The 26,011-nt window shown below is 70.4% G+C and carries 19 protein-coding genes and 3 rRNA genes; 7 read left to right on the plus strand and 15 right to left on the minus strand.

Going from position 1 to position 26,011, the window contains the following annotated elements; all coding sequences use genetic code 11:
• Positions 1 to 297: 297 nt before the first annotated feature.
• Positions 298 to 2,100: a glycoside hydrolase family 15 protein gene (locus tag CYQ11_RS06490; RefSeq protein ID WP_099202034.1), complete on the plus strand. Its 1,803-nt coding sequence runs from the start codon at positions 298 to 300 to the stop codon at positions 2,098 to 2,100.
• Between the two features lie 52 nt (positions 2,101 to 2,152).
• Here CYQ11_RS06490 and CYQ11_RS06495 read toward each other — a convergent pair whose 3' ends face one another.
• Positions 2,153 to 3,283 (minus strand): glycosyltransferase family 4 protein, encoded by a 1,131-nt coding sequence (locus tag CYQ11_RS06495; protein ID WP_099202033.1) that lies wholly within the window; start codon positions 3,281 to 3,283, stop codon positions 2,153 to 2,155.
• Positions 3,284 to 3,447: 164 nt separating this feature from the next.
• Positions 3,448 to 5,208 (minus strand): DNA repair protein RecN, encoded by a 1,761-nt coding sequence (recN, locus tag CYQ11_RS06500; protein ID WP_099202032.1) that lies wholly within the window; start codon positions 5,206 to 5,208, stop codon positions 3,448 to 3,450.
• A gap of 121 nt (positions 5,209 to 5,329) precedes the next feature.
• On the opposite strand from recN, the gene CYQ11_RS06505 reads away from it, so the two are divergent.
• Positions 5,330 to 6,745 (plus strand): S41 family peptidase, encoded by a 1,416-nt coding sequence (locus tag CYQ11_RS06505; RefSeq protein WP_099202031.1) that lies wholly within the window; start codon positions 5,330 to 5,332, stop codon positions 6,743 to 6,745.
• 58 nt (positions 6,746 to 6,803) lie between these two features.
• Here CYQ11_RS06505 and CYQ11_RS06510 read toward each other — a convergent pair whose 3' ends face one another.
• The 3 genes from CYQ11_RS06510 to CYQ11_RS06520 are packed head-to-tail and all read right to left on the minus strand — an operon-like array spanning position 6,804 to position 8,805.
• On the minus strand, positions 6,804 to 7,736 hold the full coding sequence (locus CYQ11_RS06510; protein ID WP_099202030.1) for an NAD kinase: 933 nt from the start codon (positions 7,734 to 7,736) through the stop codon (positions 6,804 to 6,806).
• On the minus strand, positions 7,733 to 8,539 hold the full coding sequence (locus CYQ11_RS06515) for a TlyA family RNA methyltransferase (RefSeq protein WP_099202029.1): 807 nt from the start codon (positions 8,537 to 8,539) through the stop codon (positions 7,733 to 7,735). The genes CYQ11_RS06510 and CYQ11_RS06515 overlap by 4 nt, the downstream gene beginning before the upstream one ends.
• A gap of 20 nt (positions 8,540 to 8,559) precedes the next feature.
• The gene (locus tag CYQ11_RS06520) at positions 8,560 to 8,805 is read right to left on the minus strand and encodes a hypothetical protein (RefSeq protein ID WP_099202028.1); all 246 of its coding nucleotides are present in this window, start codon (positions 8,803 to 8,805) and stop codon (positions 8,560 to 8,562) included.
• A 69-nt stretch (positions 8,806 to 8,874) separates the two neighbouring features.
• Between CYQ11_RS06520 and CYQ11_RS06525 the strand changes: the two genes are divergently transcribed.
• Entirely contained in the window at positions 8,875 to 9,222 is a 348-nt protein-coding gene (locus CYQ11_RS06525; protein ID WP_099202027.1) for an alkyl sulfatase C-terminal domain-containing protein, read from the plus strand.
• Here CYQ11_RS06525 and CYQ11_RS06530 read toward each other — a convergent pair.
• The 3 genes from CYQ11_RS06530 to CYQ11_RS06540 are packed head-to-tail and all read right to left on the minus strand — an operon-like array spanning position 9,170 to position 12,212.
• Entirely contained in the window at positions 9,170 to 10,027 is an 858-nt protein-coding gene (locus CYQ11_RS06530; protein WP_099202189.1) for an ABC transporter ATP-binding protein, read from the minus strand. The two genes, CYQ11_RS06525 and CYQ11_RS06530, sit on opposite strands and share 53 nt — an antisense overlap.
• A gap of 47 nt (positions 10,028 to 10,074) precedes the next feature.
• A complete protein-coding gene (locus CYQ11_RS06535) occupies positions 10,075 to 11,157 on the minus strand; it encodes a FecCD family ABC transporter permease (protein ID WP_099202026.1) in 1,083 nt (360 codons plus the stop codon).
• Entirely contained in the window at positions 11,154 to 12,212 is a 1,059-nt protein-coding gene (locus tag CYQ11_RS06540) for a FecCD family ABC transporter permease (RefSeq protein WP_099202025.1), read from the minus strand. The genes CYQ11_RS06535 and CYQ11_RS06540 overlap by 4 nt, the downstream gene beginning before the upstream one ends.
• 56 nt (positions 12,213 to 12,268) lie before the next feature.
• Between CYQ11_RS06540 and CYQ11_RS06545 the strand changes: the two genes are divergently transcribed.
• On the plus strand, positions 12,269 to 13,297 hold the full coding sequence (locus tag CYQ11_RS06545) for an ABC transporter substrate-binding protein (RefSeq protein WP_099202024.1): 1,029 nt from the start codon (positions 12,269 to 12,271) through the stop codon (positions 13,295 to 13,297).
• Positions 13,298 to 13,341: 44 nt separating this feature from the next.
• On the plus strand, positions 13,342 to 14,178 hold the full coding sequence (locus CYQ11_RS06550) for a siderophore-interacting protein (protein WP_099202023.1): 837 nt from the start codon (positions 13,342 to 13,344) through the stop codon (positions 14,176 to 14,178).
• A 259-nt stretch (positions 14,179 to 14,437) separates the two neighbouring features.
• On the opposite strand, the gene CYQ11_RS06555 is transcribed toward CYQ11_RS06550, so the two are convergent.
• Entirely contained in the window at positions 14,438 to 15,469 is a 1,032-nt protein-coding gene (locus tag CYQ11_RS06555) for an HAD hydrolase-like protein (protein ID WP_099202022.1), read from the minus strand.
• A gap of 75 nt (positions 15,470 to 15,544) precedes the next feature.
• Between CYQ11_RS06555 and CYQ11_RS06560 the strand changes: the two genes are divergently transcribed.
• On the plus strand, positions 15,545 to 16,843 hold the full coding sequence (locus CYQ11_RS06560; protein ID WP_104650968.1) for a DUF1015 family protein: 1,299 nt from the start codon (positions 15,545 to 15,547) through the stop codon (positions 16,841 to 16,843).
• Between the two features lie 89 nt (positions 16,844 to 16,932).
• On the opposite strand, the gene CYQ11_RS29430 is transcribed toward CYQ11_RS06560, so the two are convergent.
• The 6 genes from CYQ11_RS29430 to CYQ11_RS06590 all read right to left on the minus strand — a co-directional run bounded on the left by CYQ11_RS29430 (position 16,933) and on the right by CYQ11_RS06590 (position 25,120).
• Positions 16,933 to 17,772: a tetratricopeptide repeat protein gene (locus tag CYQ11_RS29430; protein ID WP_099202187.1), complete on the minus strand. Its 840-nt coding sequence runs from the start codon at positions 17,770 to 17,772 to the stop codon at positions 16,933 to 16,935.
• Positions 17,769 to 18,479, minus strand: a complete 711-nt coding sequence (locus CYQ11_RS29435) for a hypothetical protein (protein WP_181143596.1) — start codon at positions 18,477 to 18,479, stop codon at positions 17,769 to 17,771. The genes CYQ11_RS29430 and CYQ11_RS29435 overlap by 4 nt, the downstream gene beginning before the upstream one ends.
• Before the next feature lie 259 nt (positions 18,480 to 18,738).
• Positions 18,739 to 18,855: ribosomal RNA gene (gene rrf, locus CYQ11_RS06570) — 5S ribosomal RNA — on the minus strand.
• 138 nt (positions 18,856 to 18,993) lie between these two features.
• Positions 18,994 to 22,117: ribosomal RNA gene (locus tag CYQ11_RS06575) — 23S ribosomal RNA — on the minus strand.
• Between the two features lie 282 nt (positions 22,118 to 22,399).
• Positions 22,400 to 23,923 (minus strand): 16S ribosomal RNA (locus CYQ11_RS06580).
• Together the 16S, 23S and 5S rRNA genes form the textbook arrangement of a ribosomal RNA operon.
• Before the next feature lie 534 nt (positions 23,924 to 24,457).
• The gene (locus CYQ11_RS06590; protein ID WP_099202004.1) at positions 24,458 to 25,120 is read right to left on the minus strand and encodes a DNA-3-methyladenine glycosylase; all 663 of its coding nucleotides are present in this window, start codon (positions 25,118 to 25,120) and stop codon (positions 24,458 to 24,460) included.
• 55 nt (positions 25,121 to 25,175) lie between these two features.
• On the opposite strand from CYQ11_RS06590, the gene CYQ11_RS06595 reads away from it, so the two are divergent.
• The gene (locus CYQ11_RS06595; RefSeq protein WP_099202003.1) at positions 25,176 to 25,958 is read left to right on the plus strand and encodes a sporulation protein; all 783 of its coding nucleotides are present in this window, start codon (positions 25,176 to 25,178) and stop codon (positions 25,956 to 25,958) included.
• The last annotated feature ends 53 nt before the right edge of the window (positions 25,959 to 26,011 follow it).

Genomic DNA, 26,011 nt, shown 5'->3' on the forward strand with positions numbered 1-26,011 from the left:
ATCAGCGCCCGGCACCGGACGCGTCCGGTGACGCGGTGCGACGCCCTCGCGGACCGTGCGTCACGGGCGTGTCACCGGCCGCGGAACGGGTACGCATCAGGCCACCCATTCGGCACAGATTCCCCGGCCAACCGTCGCGCGTGTCCCAACTCGGCGTCGTATCCTGCTCGGACACACGCAGCGAGCCGGCCGGCACGGCACCATCCCCGCCCCCCTTCCGGAACAAGAGCTCGTCGAAGATCGCTTGACCGCCAACGGCCCCTTCGGGGTCCTAGATGCCGTTCGACTGGAGATGACGTGGCCGGGCGTATCGAGGATTACGCACTCATCGGCGATATGCAGACCGCCGCCCTGGTCTGCCGGGACGGCACGGCCGACTGGCTGTGCCTGCCCCGATTCGATTCGCACGCGGCGTTCGCCGGACTGCTCGGCACGGAGGAACACGGCTACTGGCGCATCGGCCCGGCGCATCCCGCGGGGGCCACTCCGCCGCGTGCGGACCGGCGCCGGTACCGGGGGGACTCGCTGGTGCTCGAGTCCGAGTGGGACACCGAGCGCGGGACCGTGCGGATCATCGACTTCATGCCGCCGCGCGACGGTGCCCCTCAGCTGATCCGCATCGTCGAGGGCGTCACCGGCCGGGTGCCGATGCGCTCGGCGCTGCGCATGCGCTTCTCCTACGGGCGGGTGGTGCCCTGGGTGCACAAGGTCGGCGACCGCACGGTGGCCGTCGCGGGCCCCGACTCGGTCTGGCTCGACACCACCGCCGAGACCTTCGGCAAGGACCTGACCACCTACTCCGACTTCACCGTCGCCCCCGGTGAGCGCGTCGCCTTCACCATCAGCTGGCAGCCCTCGCACGGCGAGCCGCCCGCGCTGCCCGACCCCGAGGGGTCGCTGGAGGCCACCGAGGAGTTCTGGCGGGAGTGGGTCGGCCACTGCACGTACCACGGCCCCTACCGGGACGCCGTGGTCCGCTCGCTGATCACGCTCAAGGCGCTGACGTACGCCCCGACGGGCGGCATCGTCGCCGCCCCCACCACCTCGCTGCCCGAGGAGATCGGCGGCGTCCGCAACTGGGACTACCGCTACACCTGGCTGCGGGACGCGGCGATCACCCTCTCCTCGCTGCTGCGCACCGGCTACCGCGAGGAGGCCCGCGCCTGGCGCGAGTGGCTGCTCCGGGCCGTCGCCGGCGACCCCGAGAACCTCCAGATCATGTACGGCATCGCCGGCGAGCGGGAGCTCGGCGAGGCGGAGCTGCCGTGGCTGCCGGGCTACGAGAACTCCGGCCCCGTCCGGGTCGGCAACGGCGCGGCCGGACAGCTCCAGCTGGACGTCTACGGCGAGGTCACCGAGGCCCTGCACCTGGCCCACATGACAGGGCTCGCCCGCAACGACTACGCCTCCCTGCTCCAGCTGCGCCTCATCGGCTACCTCGAGGACCACTGGACCGAGCCCGACGAGGGCATCTGGGAGGTGCGCGGGCCGCGCCGCCACTTCGTGCACTCCAAGGTGATGGCCTGGGTCGCGGTCGACCGCACCATCAAGCTCATCGAGTCCGGTGACGTGGACGGGCCGCTGGAGCGCTGGCGCGAGCTGCGGGACGACATCCACCGGGACGTCTGCGAGCGGGGCTACGACAAGGAGCGCAACACCTTCACGCAGTCCTACGGCTCGCAGGAGCTGGACGCCTCCTTGCTGCTCATCCCGCAGATGGGCTTCCTGCCGCCCGACGACAAGCGCGTCATCGGCACCATCGAGGCGATCCAGCGGGAGCTGTCGACGCCGGACGGCTTCGTCCTGCGCTACCCGACCGCCGGGCACGAGGCCGGGGTGGACGGTCTGGAGGGCGACGAAGGGGCCTTCCTGGCCTGTTCGTTCTGGCTGGCGGACGACCTGGCGATGATCGGGCGGGTCGACGAGGCGCGGCAGCTGTTCGAGAAGCTGCTGGCGCTGCGCAACGACCTGGGACTGCTGGCGGAGGAGTGGGATCCGCGTCTGAAGCGCCAGGTGGGGAACTTCCCGCAGGCCTTCAGCCACGTGCCGCTGATCGACACGGCGCTGCGGCTGACGGCGTCGAGCGCGTTCGGCGGGTAGCACCCCGGCGGCCGGCCCGCCGGGGGCTCCGGGCTCCCCTGCGGGCGGTGGCCTAGGTCGGGTCCTGGCGCTGGCGCAGTTCGTCGTAGACGCTCAGGACGTGCGCCACCGTGTCGTCCTCGGACGGCCACTGGGCGGCCTGCCGGAACCCCTCGGCGACCAGTTCCGCGCACCGCAGCGGGTCGTCGAGCAGGGCCGCGACCGCTCCGGCCAGCGCGCCCGCGTCCCCGTACGGGACCAGTTCGGCGGCGTCCCCGACCAGCTCGGGGACGCCGCCCACCGCCGTGGCCACGAGCGGCACCCCCGCGTGCAGCGCCTCCTGTGCCAGCAGGGCCCGCGCCTCCCAGCGGCTGGGGAGGATCACCACGTCCGCCGCCGCCAGCAGCTCCGGCACGTCGTCGCGGCGCCCGACGAGGAGCACCGGGAGTTCCTCGTCGGTGATGCGGCGCTGGAGCGCCGCCCGTTCGCCGCCCTCCCCCGCCATGACGAGCAGCGGCTCGGGGTCCAGCCGCCGCCAGACGCGGGCGGCGTCCAGCAGCGGGCCGTGGCCCTGACCGGGCTCCAGCCGGCCGACGGTGACGAGCAACGGCCGGGCCACCGCGCCCAGTTCGGCGCGGGCCTTCAGCCGGAGGCACTCGTCGTCGTCGTCGGGGCGGACGCGCGGCGCGGGCAGCGCCACGGGGGCCAGCCGGGCGTCCCGCGCCCCGCGCAGCCGGGCCTCGGCCACCAGGTCCGAGGAGGCTCCGAGGACGACGGCGGCGGCCCGCGCGGCCTGCCGTTCCATCAGCCGTACGACATGGGTGCGGGCGCCCTCGGCCCGCACCCTGGTGTGCCAGGTGACCACCAGGGGCGTCGGTCGTCCCCGCAGGGCCAGGGCGGCCAGCGCCCCGGAGCGCAGCCCGTGGGCGTGCACCACGTCGGCGGTCCGGCTCGCGGCACGGATGGCGGCGACCGCCAGGGCGCTCGTACCGGGCCGCAGGGGGATGAACGCGGCTCCGCCGGCGGTGAGTTCGTAGCGGTCCGCCGCCTCCTGCGGCCCGCACACCGTGACCCGCAGTCCCCGCGCCACCAGCCCGCCGGTCAGCGAGCGCACGTGGGCGCCGCTTCCTCCGCGCCCGCCGCCCACGACCTGTACGGCGTGCAGGGGCGGCCGCCCGTGCGAGGGGCCGGGTGTGCTGCTCACGCGGTGGGGGCTCCTGGGTTCGCGTCGGCGGGGCGGGCGGCGGGGTGCGTCAGCCCAGGATGCCAGTCGGCACCCGGATCGGGGCACCACCGACGGCTGGGCGGCCCGTCCCGCCTCGCCCGCAGATCCCCGGATTCACCCGCTTTGGGGATTCCGTGCGTCCGTCAGCGTCCGGCCCGGGCCGCCGCCAGCAGTTCCTCGGCGTGGGCCCGGGCCAGCTCGGAGTCCTCCTGCCCGGCCAGCATGCGGGAGAGCTCGCGGACGCGGGCCTCGCCCTCCATGGCCTGGACGCCGCTGCGGGTGACGGCGCCGTCGTGGGTCTTCTCGACCACGAGGTGCCGGTCGGCGAAGGCCGCGACCTGCGGTAGGTGGGTGACGACCACGACCTGCGCCGACTGGGCGAGGCGGGCCAGGCGGCGGCCGACCTCGACGGCCGCCTTGCCGCCGACGCCCGCGTCGACCTCGTCGAAGAGGTACGTCGGCACGGGGTCGGAGCCGGCGAAGACCACCTCGACGGCCAGCATGACGCGGGAGAGCTCACCGCCGGAAGCGCCCTTGGCGATGGGCCGCGGCTGGGCGCCGGGGTGCGGGGTGAGGAGCAGCTCGACGTCGTCGGCGCCGTGCGGGCCGTAGGTGACGGCGCGGCCGCCGACGTCGATGCCCGACGCGGCGTCGGCCACCTCGGTCTGCCGGATGGAGAAGGTGACGCGGGCGTGCGGCATGGCGAGTTCGGCCAGCTCGGCGGTGACCGCCTCGGCGAACCGCTGCGCCGCCTCGGTGCGGGCGTCGGTCAGGGCCTGGGCGAGGTCGCCGAGTTCGGCGCGCAGGGCGTCGCGCTCGGCGGTCAGCTCGCCGATGCGGTCGTCGTCGCCGTCCAGCTCGGCCAGGCGGGCGGCGCCGCGCTCGGCCCAGGCGAGGACCGCGGTGATGCCCTCACCGGACTCGTCGTACTTACGGGTGAGGTGGGTCAGCGCCGCGCGGCGGTCCTCGACGGCGGCGAGGCGGCGTGGGTCGGCGTCGAGGTCGGAGGCGTAGCCGGCGAGCTCGCCGGCGACGTCGGACAGCAGGATGCCGATCTCGCCGATCCGGTCGGCGAGCGCCGCGAGGGCCGGGTCGTGGGAGCGCACGGACTCCAGGGCGCGGTGGGCACCCGCGACGAGGGTGGCGGCGTCGACGCCCTCGGGGTCCTCGGGGTTGCCGGCCAGCGCGGCGTGGGCGGCGGTGGCGGCGGAGGCCAGGGATTCGGCGTGGCCGAGCCGCTCGGCCTCGGCCGCCAGCTCGGCGTCCTCGCCGGGCAGCGGCTCGGTGGCGGCGACCTCGTCCAGGCCGAAGCGCAGGAGGTCGGCCTCCTGGGCGCGCTCGCGGGCGCGGGTGGTCAGCTCGGCGAGCTCGGCGGTCACCGCGCGCAGCCGGCGGTAGGCGTCGGCGTACTTGGCGAGCGGCGCGGAGACCGCGGCGCCGGCGTAGCGGTCCAGGGCCTGCCGCTGGCGGGCGGGGCGCAGCAGCCCCTGCTGGTCGGTCTGGCCGTGGACGGCCACGAGGTCGTCGGCCAGCTCCCCCAGCAGCCCCACGGGCACGCTCCGCCCGCCGACGTGGGCGCGCGAGCGGCCCTCGGCGGAGACGGTGCGGCTGACGAGCAGGGTGCCGTCGTCCAGCTCGGCGCCGGCCTCCTCGGCCCGCACGGCCGCGGGTGAGCGGCCGTCCAGGGCCAGTCGCCCCTCGACGACGGCCGCCTTGGCGCCGACGCGCACCAGGGCGGGGTCGGCACGGCCGCCGAGCAACAGGCCGAGACTGGTGACGACCATGGTCTTGCCGGCACCGGTCTCGCCGGTCACCGCCGTGAAACCGGGCGACAGCTCGACCACCGCGTCGTCAATGACGCCCAAGGACCGGATCCGCATCTCCTCCAACACGGGTACGACCATACGAGGTTCCGGGGGCCCCTCGCGACGGCCTCCCCCACCAACCCCCCTGGGGAGAACCCCACCACCGTTCCGGGTGATCGCTCCATGGTGCCCGGACCCCTTGTGGCGGAAGGCTTGTCCCATGATCACCAGTACTTCCGGCCGCCGTGCCGCCACGCTGTTTCTCACCACGGCCGTCGCGCTCGCCACGTGCGCCGGAGCTCAGGGCGCGGTCGCCGGGCCCCTCGGCGGGAACGGGCCGGCGGCGCTGGACGGCGTGTGGCGGGTGGACGGCTACGGCACGGTCGTCTCCGTCGAGGACGGGGGCCGGCGGATGCGCGAGTACGAGACGACGGGGATCGGCTGCCTGCCCGGCGACGTCACCGAGCTGACCCCCACCACGGCCACGCTCGAGCCGGCGGGCCCGGGCCGGGCCCGGCTCGGCTACGCCGGCAGCGTCGGCCACCGCACCCTGCGGCGCGTCGCCGCCCTGCCCGCCGCCTGCCTCGACCCGCAGCCCGCGAAGGACGCCCGTGCCGTCTTCGACACCTTCTGGCAGACATACGCGGAGAACTACCCCTTTTTCGCAATGAAGGGCGTGGACTGGCGGGCCGTCCGCGACCGCTACCGGCCGCAGGTGACGGACCGGACCACGGACGACGAGCTGTTCGCGATCCTGACGAAGATGATCGAGCCGCTGCACGACGGACACACGTCCCTGGTGCGCGGCGACTGCCGGGCCGCACCCGGCAACTGCTTCGGCGGCCACCGCACGGACACGCCGTTCCCCACCGAGGAACTGGTCGAGAAGATCGACGCGTCGATCGCCGGCCAGGTCGGCGCCGACCGGCTCCAGAAGTGGGGGCAGGGCCGCGGCAAGGGCAAGATCGCCTTCGCCGAGCTGCCGGACGGGACCGGCTACCTGCGCCTGACCGGCTTCGTCAACTACACCGACGACAGGACCTTCGAGGCGGACGCCGCCGAACTCGACCGGGCGCTGGACGCCGTCTTCACCCCGCAGCGGGTGCGGGACCTGCGCGGCCTGGTCCTCGACCTCCGTCTCAACGGCGGTGGCTCGGACCGGCTGGGCCTGCGCGTGGCCGAGCGGCTCACGGACCGCCCGTACACGGCCTACCTCAAGCAGGCGCGCAACGATCCGCGGGACCCGGGGAAGTTCACGCCGGCCGAGCCGGTGCGGGTGCTGCCGCACCGCGGCGCGGTCTACACCGGACCGGTCGCGGTCCTCACCGGGCGGCTGACGATCAGCGCGGGCGAGACGACGACGCAGGCGCTGACGGGGCGTGCGCCCCGGGTGGTGCGGATCGGGCAGAACACGAACGGGTCCTTCTCCGACGTGCTGGAGCGGCGGCTGCCGAACGGATGGGGCTTCGGGCTGCCGAACGAGGAGTTCCTCGACCCGGCGACCGGGCGGTCGTACGACGGGGACGGGATCGCGCCGGATGTGCGGGTTCCGGTCTTCACGGACGAGGAGTTCGCGGCGGGGCGGGACTCGGCGCTGGCGGAGGCGCGGCGGCGGCTGACGCGCCGGACGGGCTGACGCGCGGTGTCCTCGAATCGCCGGACGGGCTCAAAGAGCCCGTCCGGCGATTCGAGGTCTAGTGCGGCGCCCCGCGCCAGCCCGCCACCGGCAGGGCGAACTTCGCCACCAGCCGGTCCGTGAACGACGCGTGGTGCAGCCGCGCCAGGCGGACCGGCACCGCTCCGCGCCGCACCTCCACCCGCGCCCCGGCCGGCAGTTCCACGCTCCGTCGCCCGTCACACCACAGCACCCCGTTCGGCGTCTGCGGCTGCACCTCCACCGCCAGCACCGAGTCCGGCGCCGTCACCAGCGGCTTGGCGAACAGCGCGTGCGCGCTGATCGGCACCATGAGCAGGGCCTCCACCTCCGGCCAGACCACCGGCCCGCCCGCGGAGAAGGCGTACGCGGTCGACCCCGTCGGCGTGGCGCACACGACGCCGTCGCCGCCGAAGCGGGACACCGGACGGCCGTCGACCTCCGTGACGACCTCCAGCAGCCGCTCCCGCGCCGCCTTCTCGACCGACGCCTCGTTCAGCGCCCAGTCCGTGTGCACGACGTGCCCGTCGGTGCGGACGAGCACGTCGATGGTCATCCGCTCCTCGACCTCGTACGCGCGCGTCACGACCCGGTCGACGACCTTGTCGAGGTCGTCCCGCTCGGCCTCGGCGAGGAAGCCGACCCGTCCGAGGTTGACGCCCAGCATCGGCACCCCGGACCGCCGGGCGAACTCCGCGCCGCGCAGCAAGGTGCCGTCGCCGCCGAGCACCACCAGCAGCTCGCAGCCCTCAAGGACGTCCGGACAGCCGGGCCCGGCCTCGACGCGCTGCGCCGAGGCCGGCAGCGGCAGGTCCGCGGCCTCCTCGGCCAGCACGCGCACGCCGATGCCGCAGCGCAGCAGGCCCTGGACGACGAGCTCCGCGCTGCGGATGGCCGCGGGGCGGCCGGTGTGGGCGAGCAGGAAGACAGTGCGTCCGGTCGTTGTTGCTGATGGTGCTTCTGAAGTGGTCAACGGGGCCCCTCCGCCACTGCACGGTCAACATCCGCCGGGTCCAGTTCGGGCGCACCGGCGCGCAGCCACAGAAAGTACTCGACATTGCCCGACGGTCCGGGCAGCGGGCTCGCTGTGACCCCCAGTACGCCGAGCCCGAGCTGCGCCGCCCGCGCCGCGACGGCCCGCACGGCCTCGGCCCGCAGCTCGGCGCTGCGCACGACGCCACCGGTGCCGAGGCGCTCCTTGCCCACCTCGAACTGCGGCTTGACCATGAGCACGAGGTCCGCGTCGGGGGCTGCGCAGCCGACGAGGGCGGGCAGGACCAGGCCGAGGGGAATGAAGGACAGGTCGCCCACGACCAGGTCGACCGGCTCCCCGTCGATCTGCTCCAGCGTCAACTCGCGTACGTTGGTCCGGTCCTTCACGGTGACCCGCTCGTCGCTCTGCAGCGACCAGGCCAGCTGGCCGTAGCCGACGTCGACGGCGACGACATGGGCGACGCCCGCCCGCAGCAGGACGTCGGTGAAGCCGCCCGTCGACGCGCCGGCGTCGAGCGCCCGCCGGCCCTCGACCTTCAGCCCCAGGGGGACGAAGGCGGCGAGGGCGCCCGCGAGCTTGTGGCCCCCACGCGAGACGTAGTCCGGGTCGCTGTCGTCCTGGGTGACGACGAGGGCGGCGCTGGTCTCCACCTGGGTGGCGGGTTTGGTCGCCGTCGTGCCGCCGACGGTCACCCGGCCGGCGGCGATCAGCTGACTCGCGTGCTCGCGCGAGCGGGCCAGCTTGCGGCGCACCAGCTCCGCGTCGAGTCGGCGGCGGGTCACTGCCACGTGCGGTTCAGCTCCTAAAGGTCGTACGGGCGCGTGGGGCCCGTGGGCCCGGGGCGCTGGTCGAGGGCGCTGAGCGCCTCGCGCAGCCCCTGGTGTACATCCTCGTACACCTCCAGGTGTCCGCTCACGGCGAGGTGGTCCGCGTCCTCCAGCCGGGCCAGGCCGGCGTCCACCGCGGCGTGGCCGGTGGGGGTGCGGTCGACGCCGAGCGGCCGGGGGGCGGCGGGCTCGCCGGGCTCGGGGGCCATCGGATCGGTCATGGACCCGACGCTACCCCGGAACGGGTGTTTCTCCGGTGTTCCGGGCATCGCGGTGTACCGTCCATTGCGATGGCGACCATTGAGGAGTGCCTGGACGCACTCGACCGGCTGGCGGAGAACCTCTCGGGGGCGAGCGCGGAGCTGCGCGGCGCCGCCGCGCTGGACCGCTCGCTCAGCTGCCACGTCACCGACCTCGACGCCACCTTCACCGGCCACCTCAGGGACGGCCACCTCAAGGAGGTGCGCACGCTGGAGGGCGCCCCCGAGCAACGGGCGGAGATCGCTCTGGAGATGACGAGCGAGGACCTGGTGGCGCTGGTCGACGGCAGGCTGCACTTCGCGCGCGCCTGGGCCAGCGGCCGGGTCAGGGTGAAGGCGCCGCTGCGGGACCTGCTGCGGCTGCGCTCGGTCCTGTAGGGGCGGCCTCCCGGGGCGTACGGGCCGTCCGGGCGGCCGGCACGACCAGCGGGGTCCCGGTCTGCGGGTCGTCGATGACCTGGCAGCGCAGCCCGAAGACACGCTCGACCAGGCCGGCGGTCACCACCTCGGACGGCGGCCCCTCGGCCACGACGCGCCCGTCGCGCATGGCGATCAGGTGGGTGGCGTAGCGCGCGGCGTGGTTGAGGTCGTGCAGGACGGCGACGAGGGTGCGGCCCTGGGTCTCGTGGAGGTCGGCGCACAGGTCGAGGACCTCGATCTGGTGCTGGATGTCGAGGTAGGTGGTGGGCTCGTCGAGCAGCAGCAGCGGGGTGCGCTGGGCGAGGGCCATGGCGATCCACACGCGCTGGCGCTGGCCGCCGGACAGCTCGTCGACGTAGCGGTCGGCGAGCGCCGCCACCCCGGTGGCGGCCATGGACTCCTCGACGATCCGCTCGTCCTCCGGCGACCACTGGCGCAGCAGGCCCTGGTGGGGGTGGCGGCCGCGGGCGACGAGGTCGGCGACGGTGATGCCGTCCGGCGCGACCGAGGACTGCGGCAGCAGCCCGAGCGTGCGGGCCACCTTCCGGGCCGGGTACGAGCCGATGGCCTGGCCGTCCAGGAGGACCGAGCCGGCCCGCGGCTTCAGCATCCGGGACAGGGCGCGCAGCAGCGTGGACTTGCCGCAGGCGTTGGGGCCCACGATGACGGTGAAGGAGTGGTCGGGGACGGCGACCGACAGGTCTTCCGCGATGACCCGCCCGTCGTAGGCGAGGGTGACGGATTCGGCCGTCAGTCGGCTCACGGTCTGGCTCCTGGGGTGGGGGTGCGGGTGCAGGTGCGGGTGCGGGTTCACATTCGTCCTGCCCTGCGCTCGGTGAACAGCAGCCACAGCAGATAGCAGCCGCCGAGCATCCCGGTGAGGGCCCCGACGGGCAGGTGGTCGGGGCCGAAGAGCCGCTGGGCGGCCCAGTCCGCGGTCACCAGCAGCGCGGCGCCCGCACACGCGGCGGCGGTGAGGCCGGGCCCGGAGCCGCGGGTGAGCCGCCGGGCGAGCTGGGGCGCGGCGAGGGCGACGAAGGCGATGGGGCCCGCGGCGGCCGTGGCGGCGGAGGTCAGCAGGACGGCGGCCGCCATGGTGACCAGGCGGGTGCGCTCGACGGGCACGCCGAGGGCGTGCGCGGCGTCGTCACCCATCTCCAGCATCCGCAGGGCGCGGCCGTGGCCGAGGACGAGCGGGACGAGCACGGCGCACGCGGCCAGCAGGGGCCACACCTGGTCCCAGTCGCGGCCGTTGAGGGAGCCGACCATCCACGCCGTCGAGCGCGTGGCGTCGGTGAGGCTGGCCTTGGTGAGGAGGTAGCCGACGACGGCGGTGAGGACGGCGGCCATGGCGATGCCGACGAGCACGAAGCGGTAGCCGTGCACGCCCTTCTTCCAGGCGAGCGCGTAGATGGCGGCGCCGGAGGCGAGGCCGCCGGCGACCGACCCGGCGGCGACCGCCGTGGTGCCGCCCTGGAAGAGGACGATGACCGTCAGCGCCCCGGCGGCCGAGCCCTGGCCGAGGCCTATGACGTCGGGGCTGCCCAGGGGGTTGCGGGAGACGGTCTGGAAGACGGCGCCGGCGAGGGCGAGGGCCGCGCCGGCGAGCAGGCCGACCAGGACCCTCGGCAGCCGCAGGTCCCGCACGATGAACTCCTCCGCCGGGGTGCCGCCGCCGGTGAGGGTCCGCAGGACGTCGGCGGCCGACATGGGGTAGTCGCCGGTGCCGACGAGGGCGACGGAGGCGGCCAGGGCGACGGCCAGCAGGGCCAGGACGACCAGCGCCGCGCGGGCGTCGACGCGCAGGGAGAGCCCGCCGCGGGTACGCAGGGCACGTGGGAAGCGCGAGACATGCGGGGAGCGCGGGGACGTGACGGCTCGTGTGCCTGTCATAGCTGGGCCATCTTCCGGCGGCGGACGAGGTGGATGAAGAGGGGACCGCCCACGAGGGCGGTGACGACGCCGACCTGGAGCTCGGACGGGCGGACCACGACGCGGCCGGCGATGTCCGTGCCGAGCAGCAGCACCGGCGAGAGCAGGGCCGCGTACGGCAGGATCCAGCGCAGGTCGGGGCCGGTGAACGAGCGGACGATGTGGGGGACCATCAGCCCCACGAAGACGATGGGCCCGCAGGCGGCGGTCGCGGCGCCGCACAGCAGCGTGACCGCGGTCAGGGCGAGGGCACGGGTGAGGGCCGGCCTGCTGCCGAGGGCGCGGGCCTGGTCGTCGCCGAGCGCCATGGCGTTGAGGGGCCTCGCCAGCGCGAGCGCGAGGAGGACGCCCACGACGACGAACGGGGCGACCTGACCGACGAGGTCCGCGTTGGCGGAGGCCAGCGAGCCGACCGTCCAGAAGCGCATCCTGTCCAGGGCGGCGGAGTCCAGCAGCTCGACGGAGTAGATGTAGCCGTTGAGGGCGGCGGTGACGGCGGTGCCCGCGAGGGCCAGGCGCACGGGCGTGGCCCCGCGGGTGCCCCCCAGCGCGTACACCACGAGGGACACGGCCGCGGCGCCCAGGAAGGCGAGCCACACGTAGCCGGTCAGCGAGGTGACGCCGAGAAGACTGATGCCGGAGACGACGGCGGCCGCGGCCCCGGCGTTGACGCCGAACAGCCCCGGGTCGGCGAGCGGGTTGCGGGTCAGGGCCTGCATGACCGCGCCCGCGAGCCCGAGCGCGGCGCCGGCGAGCAGACCGAGGAGGGTGCGGGGGACGCGGACGTCGCGCACGACGACGTCGGTGTCGCTGCCGGCGTAGTGGAACAGCCCGTGCCAGACCTGGTCGACGGGGATCTGCTTGGCGCCCACGGCGACGGACGCGACCGTGACCAGCAGCAGCGCGCCGAGGGCGAGGAGCAGCCCGGCGGCCCGTGCGGCGTTGCGGCTGACGCCGCGTCGGCGGGCTGGCGTCGCCGGGGCGGGGCTCGGTGGAGGGGGACTGTCGACCAACACGTGGTTAGGTTAGCCTACCCTGAGTCTCATTCCTCCCAGAGAGAAGCACCAACCCCATGAGCACCCCCCGCACCTTCACCGTATCCCGCCGCGGCCTCCTCGCCGCGGGCGGCGCCCTGGGCGTCGGCGCCCTCCTGACGGCCTGTGGGGGTGGCGGCTCCAAGGGCTCGTCCGACGCGTCCGACGGCGGCAAGGGCGGGCCGTGGACGTTCAAGGACGACCGCGGGCAGACCGTGAAGGCCGCCGGCACCCCCCGGCGCATCGTCGCCTTCACCGGCACCGCCGCCGCCCTGCACGACTTCGGCGTCGAATGCGTCGGCGTCTTCGGCCCCACCCGGCTCGAGAACGGCAAGCCCGACCCGCAGGCCGGCGACCTCGACGTCGACAAGGTGACCGTCCTCGGCAACACCTGGGGCGAGTTCCGCGTCGAGAAGTACGCCGCCCTCAAGCCCGACCTGCTCGTCAGCAACATGTTCGAACCGGACGCCCTCTGGTACGTGCCCGAGGAGAGCAAGAAGAAGATCCTCGGCCTCGCCCCCAGCGTCGGCCTCACCTCCGCCCGGGTCTCCATGCTGGAACCCATCAAGCGCTACGCCCAACTGGCCGAGTCCCTCGGCGCCGACCTCGGCGCCAAGAAGGTCACCGACGCCAAGGCCCGCTTCGAACAGGCCGCGGAGACGCTGCGCAAGGCCGCCAAGGCCAACCCCGTCAAGGTCCTGGCCGCCTCCGGCAGCGCCGACCTGTTCTACGCCTCCAACCCGGCCGTCAACGCCGACCTGATGTACTTCCGCGAGCTGGGCGTCGACCTCGTCGTCCCCGAAAAGCTCGACAAGGGCGGCTACTTCGAGAGCCTGAGCTGGGAGAACGCCGACAAGTACCAGGCCGATCTGATCCTGCTGGACAGCCGCACCTCCGCGCTCCAGCCCAAGGACCTCGCCGCCAAGCCGACCTGGGGGAAGCTCCCCGCCGTCAAGGCCGGACAGGTCGCCCCCTGGCTCAGCGAACCCCGCTTCTCCTACGCCGGCTGCGCACCGCTGCTCGAAGGCCTCGCCGCCGCCATCGAGAAGGCCGAGAAGACGTCCTGACGCCGGGGCCCCGACCACCGATCCCCGAAAGGAGCGCGTCCCGCATGCCCGACGCCCCGCCCCCGCCCCCGCCCTACCAGTGGTTCGACCTGCACGTCCTGCGGACCGAGCGCGTCAGCCCCTCCCTGCTCCGCGTCACCTTCGGCGGCGAGCGCCTCGGCGACATGGTCACCGACGGCCGCGACCAGCGCTTCAAGCTGTTCCTGCCCCGGCCGGGCCAGGACGCCCCGGTGCTGCCCGACGACCGGGGCATCAGCTGGTACGCCCAGTGGCGCGCCCAGGACCCGGCCGTGCGGGCCGTCATGCGCTCGTACACGATCCGGGAGCTGCGCCACGACCCGGCCGAGCTCGACGTCGACTTCGTCCAGCACGGCGAGGGCCACGACGGCCACGGCGGCCCCGCCTCGCACTGGTCCCGGACCGCCCGCCCCGGCGACCGCGTCGCCGTCCTCGGCCCCGTCGCCGAGGACAACGGCGGCGCCGACTTCCAGCCCCCGGCCGGCACCGACTGGGTACTGATCACCGCCGACGAGTCCGCGCTGCCCGCGGTGGCGGGCATCCTCGCCTGGCTGCCCGCGGGCACGCCCGCCAGGGTCTGGGTCGAGGTCGCGCACCCCGAGGACGTCCAGGACCTGCCGACGAAGGCCGACGCGGAGGTCACCTGGCTGGTGGGCGGCGCCACAGCCACCCTCGACGCGGTCCGCGCCGCGGACCTGCCCGCCGGCACGCCGTACGCGTGGGTCGCCGGCGAGTCCGGCACCGTCCGCGCCGTACGCCGCCACCTCGTCTCCGAGCGCGGCTTCGACCGGCGGACCGTGACCTTCACGGGCTACTGGCGCCGGGGCGCCACCGAAGAGCAGCTGCTGGCGGAGCTGGGCTGACGCCCCGCCGCCCGGAACCGGGCGGCGGGAGCCGGGGCCGGTGGGGCCGGGGCCGGTGGGGCCGGGGCTGATGGCGGTGTGTGGGGGCCGGGGCCGGGGTGGGACGGGGCCTTCTGGGGGGCTGGATTGTTCGTGGGGAACGCCCAGCGTGGAGCGTACCCGGCACTTCCCACGAACAACCCTTTACGCCCCCTGCCAGGCCCCGTCCCACCCCGGCCCCTCCGCCGGCCTCGGGTCCCCGGAGGCGCCCGGTGCCCCGCTACCAGCCCAGACGGCTCAGCGCCTTGCCGGCGTCCAGCCCGCAGGAGCCCTCCCCCGCCGACGCCCACGCGGCCCCGCACAGCGCCCGCAGCGCGTCGATGCGCTCGCCCTCGCCGTCGAGCGTGAGCGCCCGGCCGTCCGCCGACGCCGTCCAGCCGCCGCAGCGGAAACCCTCCTCCGCGGACCCGGACACGACCGGCTGCCCCTGGAGCATCCCCCGCAGGTCCTCGGCCACGTACGTCGGCCGGTGCTCCGGCCGCGCCGCGATCAACTGCGCGGCCGTCGTCACCCCGGTCAGCACGAGCAGCGAGTCCACTCCGCCGACGTGCGCGCCCTCGATGTCCGTGTCCAGCCGGTCGCCGACGACCAGCGGCCGCTCGGCCCCCGTCCGCAGGATCGTCTCCCGGTGCATCGGCGGCTGCGGCTTGCCCGCCACCTGCGGGTCGCCCCCGGTGGCGATCCGTACGACCTCCACCGCCGACCCGTTCCCCGGGGCGATGCCACGCTCACTGGGAATCGTCAGGTCCGTGTTGGACGCGAACCACGGCACTCCCCTGGCCACCGCGTACGAGGCCTCCGCCAGCCGCGACCACGGCATGTCCGGCCCGCCGTACCCCTGCACGACCGCCGCCGGATCGTCGTCGGCCGACTCCACCGGCACCAGACCGCGCTCCCGCAGCGCGACCCGCAGCCCCTCCGCCCCGACCACCAGCACCTTCGAGCCGGCGGGAACCTGATCGGCGATCAGCCGGGCCACCGCCTGCGCCGAAGTGATCACGTCCGAGGGATCGGCCGGTATGCCCAGCTCCGTCAGGTGCCCGGCCACCGTCGCGGGCGTGCGCGCCGCGTTGTTCGTCACGTACGCGAGGTGCATCCCGCCCTCGCGGGCCGCCCCGAGCGACTCCACGGCGTGCGCGATGGCCACACCGCCCGCGTACACCACCCCGTCGAGGTCCAGCAGCGCGGTGTCGTAGGCGTCGCTCAGCCGCTGCTCGCTGCCGTCGGGCCGGGTCCGGGCGGTCTGGTTCATACCGGGTTCGCTCCTTGTGCTGTAAGTCTCTTCCACGATCATTGCTCATCGGGCCATGCGACATAACATTTCACAATGAGCACTCCAGGCCATGGCCACGGCGATCGCACGGGGCGGGGGCTCCACCTCACCCCCTTCCGAGGACTCCGCTACGTCCCCGAGCAGGTCGGCAGCCTCTCGGCGGTCACGTCGCCACCGTACGACGTGGTCGTCCGGCCCGACGGTCTGCGCCACCTGGAGACCGCCGACCCGCACAACATCGTGCGGCTGATCCTCCCGCAGGCCGCCACCGCCGCCGACCGCCACCGCCAGGCGGCCGAGACCCTGCGCCGCTGGCAGGACGAGCAGGTCCTCGCCCCGGACCCCGAGCCCGCGCTCTACGTGTACGAGCAGCGCGGCGAAGGCATATTGCAGCGCGGCCTCATCGGCGCCCTGCGCCTGTCCCCCCGCGAGGAAGGCGTCGTCCTGCCGCACGAGGACGTCATGCCGCACATCATCGAGGACCGGGCCGCCCTCATGCGCGACACCGGGGCCAACCTCGAACCCCTGCTTTTCTCCTACCGCGGCAACGGCGACGGCACCGAGGGCGCCGCGGGCGTCATCGAGCGGGTGATCCGCACGGAGCCGCTGCTCTCCACCACCACCGACGACGGCTACGCCCACCGCCTGTGGTCGGTCACCGACGCGGCCGACCTGGCCCTCATCACCGAGGACCTCTCCCACCAGCACGCCCTCATCGCCGACGGCCACCACCGCTGGGCCACCTACCTGCGCCTGCGCGACGAGCAGCCGGCACCCGGGCCCTGGGACTTCGGTCTGGTCCTCCTCGTGGACACGGCCCGCTATCCGCTGCGCGTACGGGCCATCCACCGCCTGCTGCACCGTCTGCCGGTCGCCGACGCCCTGGCCGCGGTGGGCGGCTCCTTCCGGGTCCGCGCCCTCGACGGCCCGCTCCCCGAAGCGCTGGACGCCCTAGCGGAGGCGGTCCGCGAGGGCGGCAACGCCTTCGTCCTCGCCGGCGACGGCCGCTTCCACCTCCTCGACCGCCCCGACGCCGGTCTGCTGGCCCGCACGGTCCCCACCGACCGGCCCCGGGCCTGGCGGGAGCTCGACGCGGCGGTCCTGCACTCGGCCCTGCTGGAGCACGTCTGGGAGGTCCCGGACGATCCCGAGCACATCGGCTACATCCACGAGGCGGCGGCCGCCGTGGCACAGGCGGAGCGGCACGGCGGCACGGCGGTGCTGATGCACCCGGTCCACGAGGACGTGGTGCGGGAGCTCGCCGAGCAGGGCGTCACGATGCCGCGCAAGTCGACGTCCTTCGGCCCGAAGCCGGCCACCGGGCTGGTGCTGCGCAGCCTCGCGCTGCACTGAGGCCGCATACGACGATGAGGGCGGAACCCCGTGGGGGTTCCGCCCTCATCGTCATGATCAGCGATCAGCGATCAGCGCCAGAGTTGTGATCAGCTCTGGCTGTCGCCCTCGCCGGCCTTGGGCTCGGCGTCCGCGTCGGCGTCCGCGCTGGCGGCGGACTCCGTCTCGCCCTTGGGCTCGTCCTTGACCTCGGCGTCCTCGGCCTTGGGCTCGGCGATCTCGGCCTCGTCCTCGGTCTCCTCCTCCAGGGCGTCGGTGAACTCCACGCCGTCCAGCTCAGCGAGCCGGTCGGAGGCGTTCGTCGTACCGCCCTGGTCGGCCTCCAGCGCCTTGGCGAACCACTCGCGCGCCTCGCTCTCGCGCCCGACCTCAAGGAGCGCGTCGGCGTAGGCGTACCGCAGGCGCGCAGTCCACGGCTGGATGGAGTTGGACGCCAGCTCGGGGCTCTGCAGCGTCACGACCGCCGCTTCCGCCTGGCCCATGTCCTTGCGGGCGCCGGCGGCGACCAGGCGCATCTCCACCTGTCCGGCCTTGTCGAGCTTGTGCACCTCGGGCTCACCGGCCATGGCGAGGGCGCGCTCGGGACGGCCCATGCCGCGCTCGCAGTCCGCCATGACGGGCCACAGCTCGACGGAGCCGGTCATCCGCCGGGCGGCACGGAACTCGGCGAGGGCCTCGGAGTACTTGCCCGTCGCGTACGCGGCGAAGCCGGCGGCCTCCCGCACGGCGGCGACGCGGGACGCGAGCCGCAGGGCGATGCGGGAGTACTCGTACGCCTGCTCGGGCTCCTCGTCCAGGAGCTTCGCGACCATGACGAGGTTACGGGCGACGTCCTCGGCCAGGGTCTTCGGCAGGCTCATCAGCTCCTGCCGGACGTCCTTGTCGATCTCGTCGCCGGTGACCTCTTCGGGGATCGGCAGCCGCTTCACGGGCTCCCGGTCGCGGTCCCGGTCGTCGCGGCGGCCGTAGCCACCGGAACGGTCGTCGCGACCGCCTCGGTAGCCGCCACCGCCGCCCTGGCGGTCGTCCCGGTAGGAACGACGGGGGCCACGGTCGTCGTCACGGCGGGGGCCACGGTCGTCGCGGCGCTCGTCACGACGGAACGACGGACGCTCATCGCGACGGTCATCGCGGCGGAAACCACCACGGTCGTCGTCACGGCGCGGGCCACGGTCGTCACGGCGCTCGTCACGACGGAAACCGCCACGGTCATCGTCACGGCGAGGGCCGAAGCCACCACCGGGACGGCCACCACGGTCATCGCGGCGCTCGTCACGGCGGAAGGAGGGACGCTCGTCACGGCGCTCGTCACGACGGAACGACGGACGCTCATCGCGACGGTCATCGCGGCGGAAACCACCACGGTCGTCATCGCGGCGCGGGCCACGGTCGTCACGGCGCTCGTCACGACGGAAACCGCCACGGTCATCGTCACGGCGAGGGCCGAAGCCACCACCGGGACGGCCACCACGGTAACCACCGCGGTCGTCGTCGCGACGGGGACCACGGTCGTCACGGCGGTCATCGCGACGGAAGCCGCCACGGTCGTCATCGCGACGCGGGCCACGGTCGTCACGGCGCTCGTCACGACGGAAACCGCCACGGTCATCGTCACGACGGGGACCACGGTCGTCACGTCGGAAACCGCCGGCACGGTCGTCACGACGGAAGCCGCCGCCGCCGCTGCGCGGACCGCGAGGGCCTCCGCGACGCGGCTCGCCGCCCGAGCGGTCGTCGGGAGAGTTGGTGGACATCGACGTGACTCCTGTCTTCGGGTACCGCAGTCATTCTCGCGCACCCGGGTTGCAGGCGCGCTTCGGCAAAATACAAACGAAAAAACAAAAGGACCCTTGGTCCCAGCGTGAACGCTGGGACCAAGGGTCCTTTAAAAGATTGTTCGGCGGCGTCCTACTCTCCCACAGGGTCCCCCCTGCAGTACCATCGGCGCTGAAAGGCTTAGCTTCCGGGTTCGGAATGTAACCGGGCGTTTCCCTAACGCTATGACCACCGAAACACCATCGGGCCACCCCGCGTCAGCGGGATAGATGGCGCTCCTAGCGAACAAGCACACTCTTCAATTAAAAGGTGTTACTGGTTCAACCGGTGCGACTGTTCGCAACCCGGGAACCACACAGTGGACGCGAGCAACTGAGGACAAGCCCTCGGCCTATTAGTACCAGTCAGCTCCAACCGTTACCGGTCTTCCACACCTGGCCTATCAACCCAGTCGTCTACTGGGAGCCTTACCCCATCAAGTGGGTGGGAGTCCTCATCTCGAAGCAGGCTTCCCGCTTAGATGCTTTCAGCGGTTATCCCTCCCGAACGTAGCCAACCAGCCATGCCCTTGGCAGGACAACTGGCACACCAGAGGTTCGTCCGTCCCGGTCCTCTCGTACTAGGGACAGCCCTTCTCAAGACTCCTACGCGCACAGCGGATAGGGACCGAACTGTCTCACGACGTTCTAAACCCAGCTCGCGTACCGCTTTAATGGGCGAACAGCCCAACCCTTGGGACCGACTCCAGCCCCAGGATGCGACGAGCCGACATCGAGGTGCCAAACCATCCCGTCGATATGGACTCTTGGGGAAGATCAGCCTGTTATCCCCGGGGTACCTTTTATCCGTTGAGCGACGGCGCTTCCACAAGCCACCGCCGGATCACTAGTCCCGACTTTCGTCCCTGCTCGACCCGTCGGTCTCACAGTCAAGCTCCCTTGTGCACTTACACTCAACACCTGATTGCCAACCAGGCTGAGGGAACCTTTGGGCGCCTCCGTTACCCTTTAGGAGGCAACCGCCCCAGTTAAACTACCCACCAGACACTGTCCCTGATCCGGATCACGGACCCAGGTTAGACATCCAGCACGACCAGAGTGGTATTTCAACGACGACTCCACACACACTGGCGTGCATGCTTCACAGTCTCCCACCTATCCTACACAAGCCGAACCGAACACCAATATCAAGCTATAGTAAAGGTCCCGGGGTCTTTCCGTCCTGCTGCGCGAAACGAGCATCTTTACTCGTAGTGCAATTTCACCGGGCCTATGGTTGAGACAGTCGAGAAGTCGTTACGCCATTCGTGCAGGTCGGAACTTACCCGACAAGGAATTTCGCTACCTTAGGATGGTTATAGTTACCACCGCCGTTTACTGGCGCTTAAGTTCTCAGCTTCGCCCCACCGAAATGGAGCTAACCGGTCCCCTTAACGTTCCAGCACCGGGCAGGCGTCAGTCCGTATACATCGCCTTACGGCTTCGCACGGACCTGTGTTTTTAGTAAACAGTCGCTTCTCGCTGGTCTCTGCGGCCACACCCAGCTCAGGAAGCAAGTTCCCTCACCAGACATGGCCCCCCTTCTCCCGAAGTTACGGGGGCATTTTGCCGAGTTCCTTAACCATAGTTCACCCGAACGCCTCGGTATTCTCTACCTGACCACCTGAGTCGGTTTAGGGTACGGGCCGCCATGAAACTCGCTAGAGGCTTTTCTCGACAGCATAGGATCATCCACTTCACCACAATCGGCTCGGCATCAGGTCTCAGCCTTAATGTGTGACGGATTTGCCTATCACACGGCCTACACCCTTACCCCGGGACTACCACCGCCCGGGCTGGACTACCTTCCTGCGTCACCCCATCGCTTACCTACTACAAGTCTGGTTCGTCGGCTCCACCACTCCCCTTTGTCCGAAGACTCCAGGGCGGCTTCACGGACTTAGCATCGCCTGATTCGATATTGGGCGTTTCAAAGCGGGTACCGGAATATCAACCGGTTGTCCATCGACTACGCCTGTCGGCCTCGCCTTAGGTCCCGACTTACCCTGGGCAGATCAGCTTGACCCAGGAACCCTTAGTCAATCGGCGCACACGTTTCTCACGTGTGTATCGCTACTCATGCCTGCATTCTCACTCGTGAACCGTCCACAACTCGCTTCCGCGGCTGCTTCACCCGGCACACGACGCTCCCCTACCCATCACAGTCCCCGTTGGGGGTACATACTGCAATGACACGACTTCGGCGGTACGCTTGAGCCCCGCTACATTGTCGGCGCGGAATCACTTGACCAGTGAGCTATTACGCACTCTTTCAAGGGTGGCTGCTTCTAAGCCAACCTCCTGGTTGTCTCTGCGACTCCACATCCTTTCCCACTTAGCGTACGCTTAGGGGCCTTAGTCGATGCTCTGGGCTGTTTCCCTCTCGACCATGGAGCTTATCCCCCACAGTCTCACTGCCGCGCTCTCACTTACCGGCATTCGGAGTTTGGCTAAGGTCAGTAACCCGGTAGGGCCCATCGCCTATCCAGTGCTCTACCTCCGGCAAGAAACACACGACGCTGCACCTAAATGCATTTCGGGGAGAACCAGCTATCACGGAGTTTGATTGGCCTTTCACCCCTAACCACAGGTCATCCCCCAGGTTTTCAACCCTGGTGGGTTCGGTCCTCCACGAAGTCTTACCTCCGCTTCAACCTGCCCATGGCTAGATCACTCCGCTTCGGGTCTTGGGCACGCTACTCAAACGCCCTATTCGGACTCGCTTTCGCTACGGCTTCCCCACACGGGTTAACCTCGCAACATACCGCAAACTCGCAGGCTCATTCTTCAAAAGGCACGCAGTCACGACGCACCGAGCAAGCTCGATGCGCGACGCTCCCACGGCTTGTAGGCACACGGTTTCAGGTACTATTTCACTCCGCTCCCGCGGTACTTTTCACCATTCCCTCACGGTACTATCCGCTATCGGTCACCAGGGAATATTTAGGCTTAGCGGGTGGTCCCGCCAGATTCACACGGGATTTCTCGGGCCCCGTGCTACTTGGGTGTCTCTTAAACGAGCCGTCAATGTTTCAGCTACGGGGGTCTTACCCTCTACGCCGGACCTTTCGCATGTCCTTCGCCTACATCAACGGTTTCTGACTCGTCTCACAGCCGGCAGACTATGAAAAAGAGATCCCACAACCCCGCATGCGCAACCCCTGCCGGGTATCACACACATACGGTTTGGCCTCATCCGGTTTCGCTCGCCACTACTCCCGGAATCACGGTTGTTTTCTCTTCCTGCGGGTACTGAGATGTTTCACTTCCCCGCGTTCCCTCCACACTGCCTATGTGTTCAGCAGCGGGTGACAGCCCATGACGACTGCCGGGTTTCCCCATTCGGACACCCCCGGATCAAAGCTCGGTTGACAGCTCCCCGGGGCCTATCGTGGCCTCCCACGTCCTTCATCGGTTCCTGGTGCCAAGGCATCCACCGTGCGCCCTTAAAAACTTGGCCACAGATGCTCGCGTCCACTGTGCAGTTCTCAAGCAACGACCAGCCACCCATCACCCCACCACCGAAGCAGTGAGTGCACTGGGGCCGGCATCGCGAAGGTTCGAAACTTACGTTCCGTACCCTCAGATACCCAACAGCGTGCCCGACCCAGCCCCTCAGAAATTTCACGTTCCACGCCGAAGCAGTACTAGTGAACCCTCAAGAACTGTGCCGAATAGTCAACGTTCCACCCATGAGCAACCGTGCAAGACATTCGCTTGCAGTCGGCTATGTGCTCCTTAGAAAGGAGGTGATCCAGCCGCACCTTCCGGTACGGCTACCTTGTTACGACTTCGTCCCAATCGCCAGTCCCACCTTCGACGGCTCCCTCCACAAGGGTTGGGCCACCGGCTTCGGGTGTTACCGACTTTCGTGACGTGACGGGCGGTGTGTACAAGGCCCGGGAACGTATTCACCGCAGCAATGCTGATCTGCGATTACTAGCAACTCCAACTTCATGGGGTCGAGTTGCAGACCCCAATCCGAACTGAGACCGGCTTTTTGAGATTCGCTCCACCTCGCGGTATCGCAGCTCATTGTACCGGCCATTGTAGCACGTGTGCAGCCCAAGACATAAGGGGCATGATGACTTGACGTCGTCCCCACCTTCCTCCGAGTTGACCCCGGCAGTCTCCTGTGAGTCCCCATCACCCCGAAGGGCATGCTGGCAACACAGAACAAGGGTTGCGCTCGTTGCGGGACTTAACCCAACATCTCACGACACGAGCTGACGACAGCCATGCACCACCTGTACACCGACCACAAGGGGGCGACCATCTCTGGCCGTTTCCGGTGTATGTCAAGCCTTGGTAAGGTTCTTCGCGTTGCGTCGAATTAAGCCACATGCTCCGCTGCTTGTGCGGGCCCCCGTCAATTCCTTTGAGTTTTAGCCTTGCGGCCGTACTCCCCAGGCGGGGAACTTAATGCGTTAGCTGCGGCACGGACGACGTGGAATGTCGCCCACACCTAGTTCCCAACGTTTACGGCGTGGACTACCAGGGTATCTAATCCTGTTCGCTCCCCACGCTTTCGCTCCTCAGCGTCAGTATCGGCCCAGAGATCCGCCTTCGCCACCGGTGTTCCTCCTGATATCTGCGCATTTCACCGCTACACCAGGAATTCCGATCTCCCCTACCGAACTCTAGCCTGCCCGTATCGAATGCAGACCCGGGGTTAAGCCCCGGGCTTTCACATCCGACGCAACAAGCCGCCTACGAGCTCTTTACGCCCAATAATTCCGGACAACGCTTGCGCCCTACGTATTACCGCGGCTGCTGGCACGTAGTTAGCCGGCGCTTCTTCTGCAGGTACCGTCACTTTCGCTTCTTCCCTGCTGAAAGAGGTTTACAACCCGAAGGCCGTCATCCCTCACGCGGCGTCGCTGCATCAGGCTTTCGCCCATTGTGCAATATTCCCCACTGCTGCCTCCCGTAGGAGTCTGGGCCGTGTCTCAGTCCCAGTGTGGCCGGTCGCCCTCTCAGGCCGGCTACCCGTCGTCGCCTTGGTAGGCCATCACCCCACCAACAAGCTGATAGGCCGCGGGCTCATCCTGCACCGCCGGAGCTTTCCACCACCAACCATGCGGTCAGCGGTCGTATCCGGTATTAGACCCCGTTTCCAGGGCTTGTCCCAGAGTGCAGGGCAGATTGCCCACGTGTTACTCACCCGTTCGCCACTAATCCACCCCGAAGGGCTTCATCGTTCGACTTGCATGTGTTAAGCACGCCGCCAGCGTTCGTCCTGAGCCAGGATCAAACTCTCCGTGAATGTTTACCCGTAATCGGGTCGACACCACGAGAGCGGAACAACCAGGCGGAATAAGCCCGGTCGTTCACAGCGTCCTCGCTGTGTGTGCCTACCCGATCCATACGGACCCGGCAGGACTTTTAAAGGAACCTCATCCATCGAGATGGACGGGGTGTCAACATATCTGGCGTTGACTTTTGGCACGCTGTTGAGTTCTCAAGGAACGGACGCTTCCTTTGTACTCACCCTCTCGGGCTTTCCTCCGGGCGCTTCCCTTCGGTATTTCGTGTTCCGACTCTATCAGATCCTTTTCCGTTCCGTTTCCGGTCCGAATTCGGTTTCCGATTCCCCTGTCGGCGGGGTGACCACTACGTTAGCGGATTTCTCCGGCGGCTCATAATCGAGCCGATCCGCGGACATATTTCGGCACACCGAAACATGACCCCGATCCGGGGAGTCCTCGTAGCAGTGGTTGTTGCCGCTCGCCGGTACGCGCTCACAGCGCTGCCCGTGTCTCAAGCGGCTTGCCTACGTTAGGCCCTCCATCCTTCAGAGTCAAGCACCCCCCTGGCGTGCCCCCTTGCCCCTGTTGCGGGGCACGTGGGCCCGGTACGGGCTGACCGTCGGATCGCCGTCCGTCCAGAACCGCCAGGGGTGCGTCGCGCCCTCGCCGCCCACCCCCGTGCGCGGGCCGCTCCGCACCAGCTCGGCGGCCACCGGAGTGCCCCCCAGGACGGAGAGGGGGGCGCCCGGGCCCGCGCAGAGGTCCGTGCCGTTCAGGGAGCGGTCCACGTCGAGCGCCGTCGCGAGGCGGGCCGGACCCTGGGCCAGCTCCCGGTCGTGACGCGCCTTGGGGCGGCGTCCACGGGCGAGGTCGGCTCCCCTGATCACTTCCCCGCCGCGCAGCAGGACACCGCTGGCGGTGCCCTCGGGACCGCAGACCAGGTTCAGGCTGAACCACATGCCGTAGATGAAGTAGACATAGGCGTGCCCGGGCGGGCCGAACATCGACGCGTTCCGCTCCGTGCGGCCTCGGTAGGCGTGGGATCCGGGATCCGCCTCGCCGGCGTACGCCTCGACCTCCGTGATGCGGAGCTCGATCACACCCTCCGGACTCGTCCGGACGAGTGTGCGGCCGAGGAGTTCGGGAGCGACCTCCAGGACCGGACGGTCGAAGAACTCCCGGGCGAGTGGCATACGGTCAGGCGCGGCAATCATGCCGGTCGAGCGTACTGGAAGGGCCCGGCGAACGGGTCCGGGGAGGAATGGCGCAGTGGTTTTCAAGAAGCTCATGGCGAGTCTGGGCGCGGGCGGCGCCTCGGTCGAGACGGTGCTCTTCGAGGAGAACGTCGTACCCGGTGGTGTGGTGCAGGGCGAGGTCCGCATCCAGGGTGGCTCGGTCCCGCAGCGGATCGAGGGGCTTTCGGTGGGGCTCCAGGCCCGCGTCGAGGTGGAGGGCGACGACGGCGAGTACAAGCAGGACGTCGAGTTCACCCGTCTCCAGCTGGGCGGCGCCTTCGAGGTGCAGCCGGGGGCGGTCCACTCGGTGCCGTTCGGGCTGGAGATCCCCTGGGAGACGCCGATCACCATGTTCCTGGGCCGGCACCTCACGGGGATGAACGTGGGGGTCACCACCCATCTGGCCATCGCCCGCGCGGTGGACTCCAGCGACCTCGATCCGGTGAACGTCCACCCGCTCCCCGCGCAGCAGGCGATCCTCGACGCCTTCGGGCAGCTCGGCTTCGCGTTCAAGAGCGCCGACCTGGAGCGCGGCCACATCCGCGGGACGCGGCAGCGGCTGCCGTTCTACCAGGAGATCGAGTTCCACGCCCCGTCGCAGTACCGGGGGCTGAACGAGGTCGAGCTGTCGTTCGTGGCCGATGACCGCGAGATGGACGTCGTCCTGGAGATGGACAAGAAGCCCGGCGTGTTCAGCTCGGGCAGCGACGCCTACCGGTCGTTCGCCGTGGACCTCCAGGCGTACGCGCAGACCGACTGGGCCGCGTACCTGAACCAGTGGCTCTCCGAGGTCGGCGGCAAGCGCAACTGGTTCTGATCCGTCCCGTCGGTGCCCGGCACGTCCGCCTCGTGCGTGCCGGGCGCTGTACG

The sequence above is a fragment of the Streptomyces cinnamoneus genome, from assembly GCF_002939475.1.
In the GTDB taxonomy this organism is placed as follows: Bacteria; Actinomycetota; Actinomycetes; order Streptomycetales; family Streptomycetaceae; genus Streptomyces; species Streptomyces cinnamoneus_A.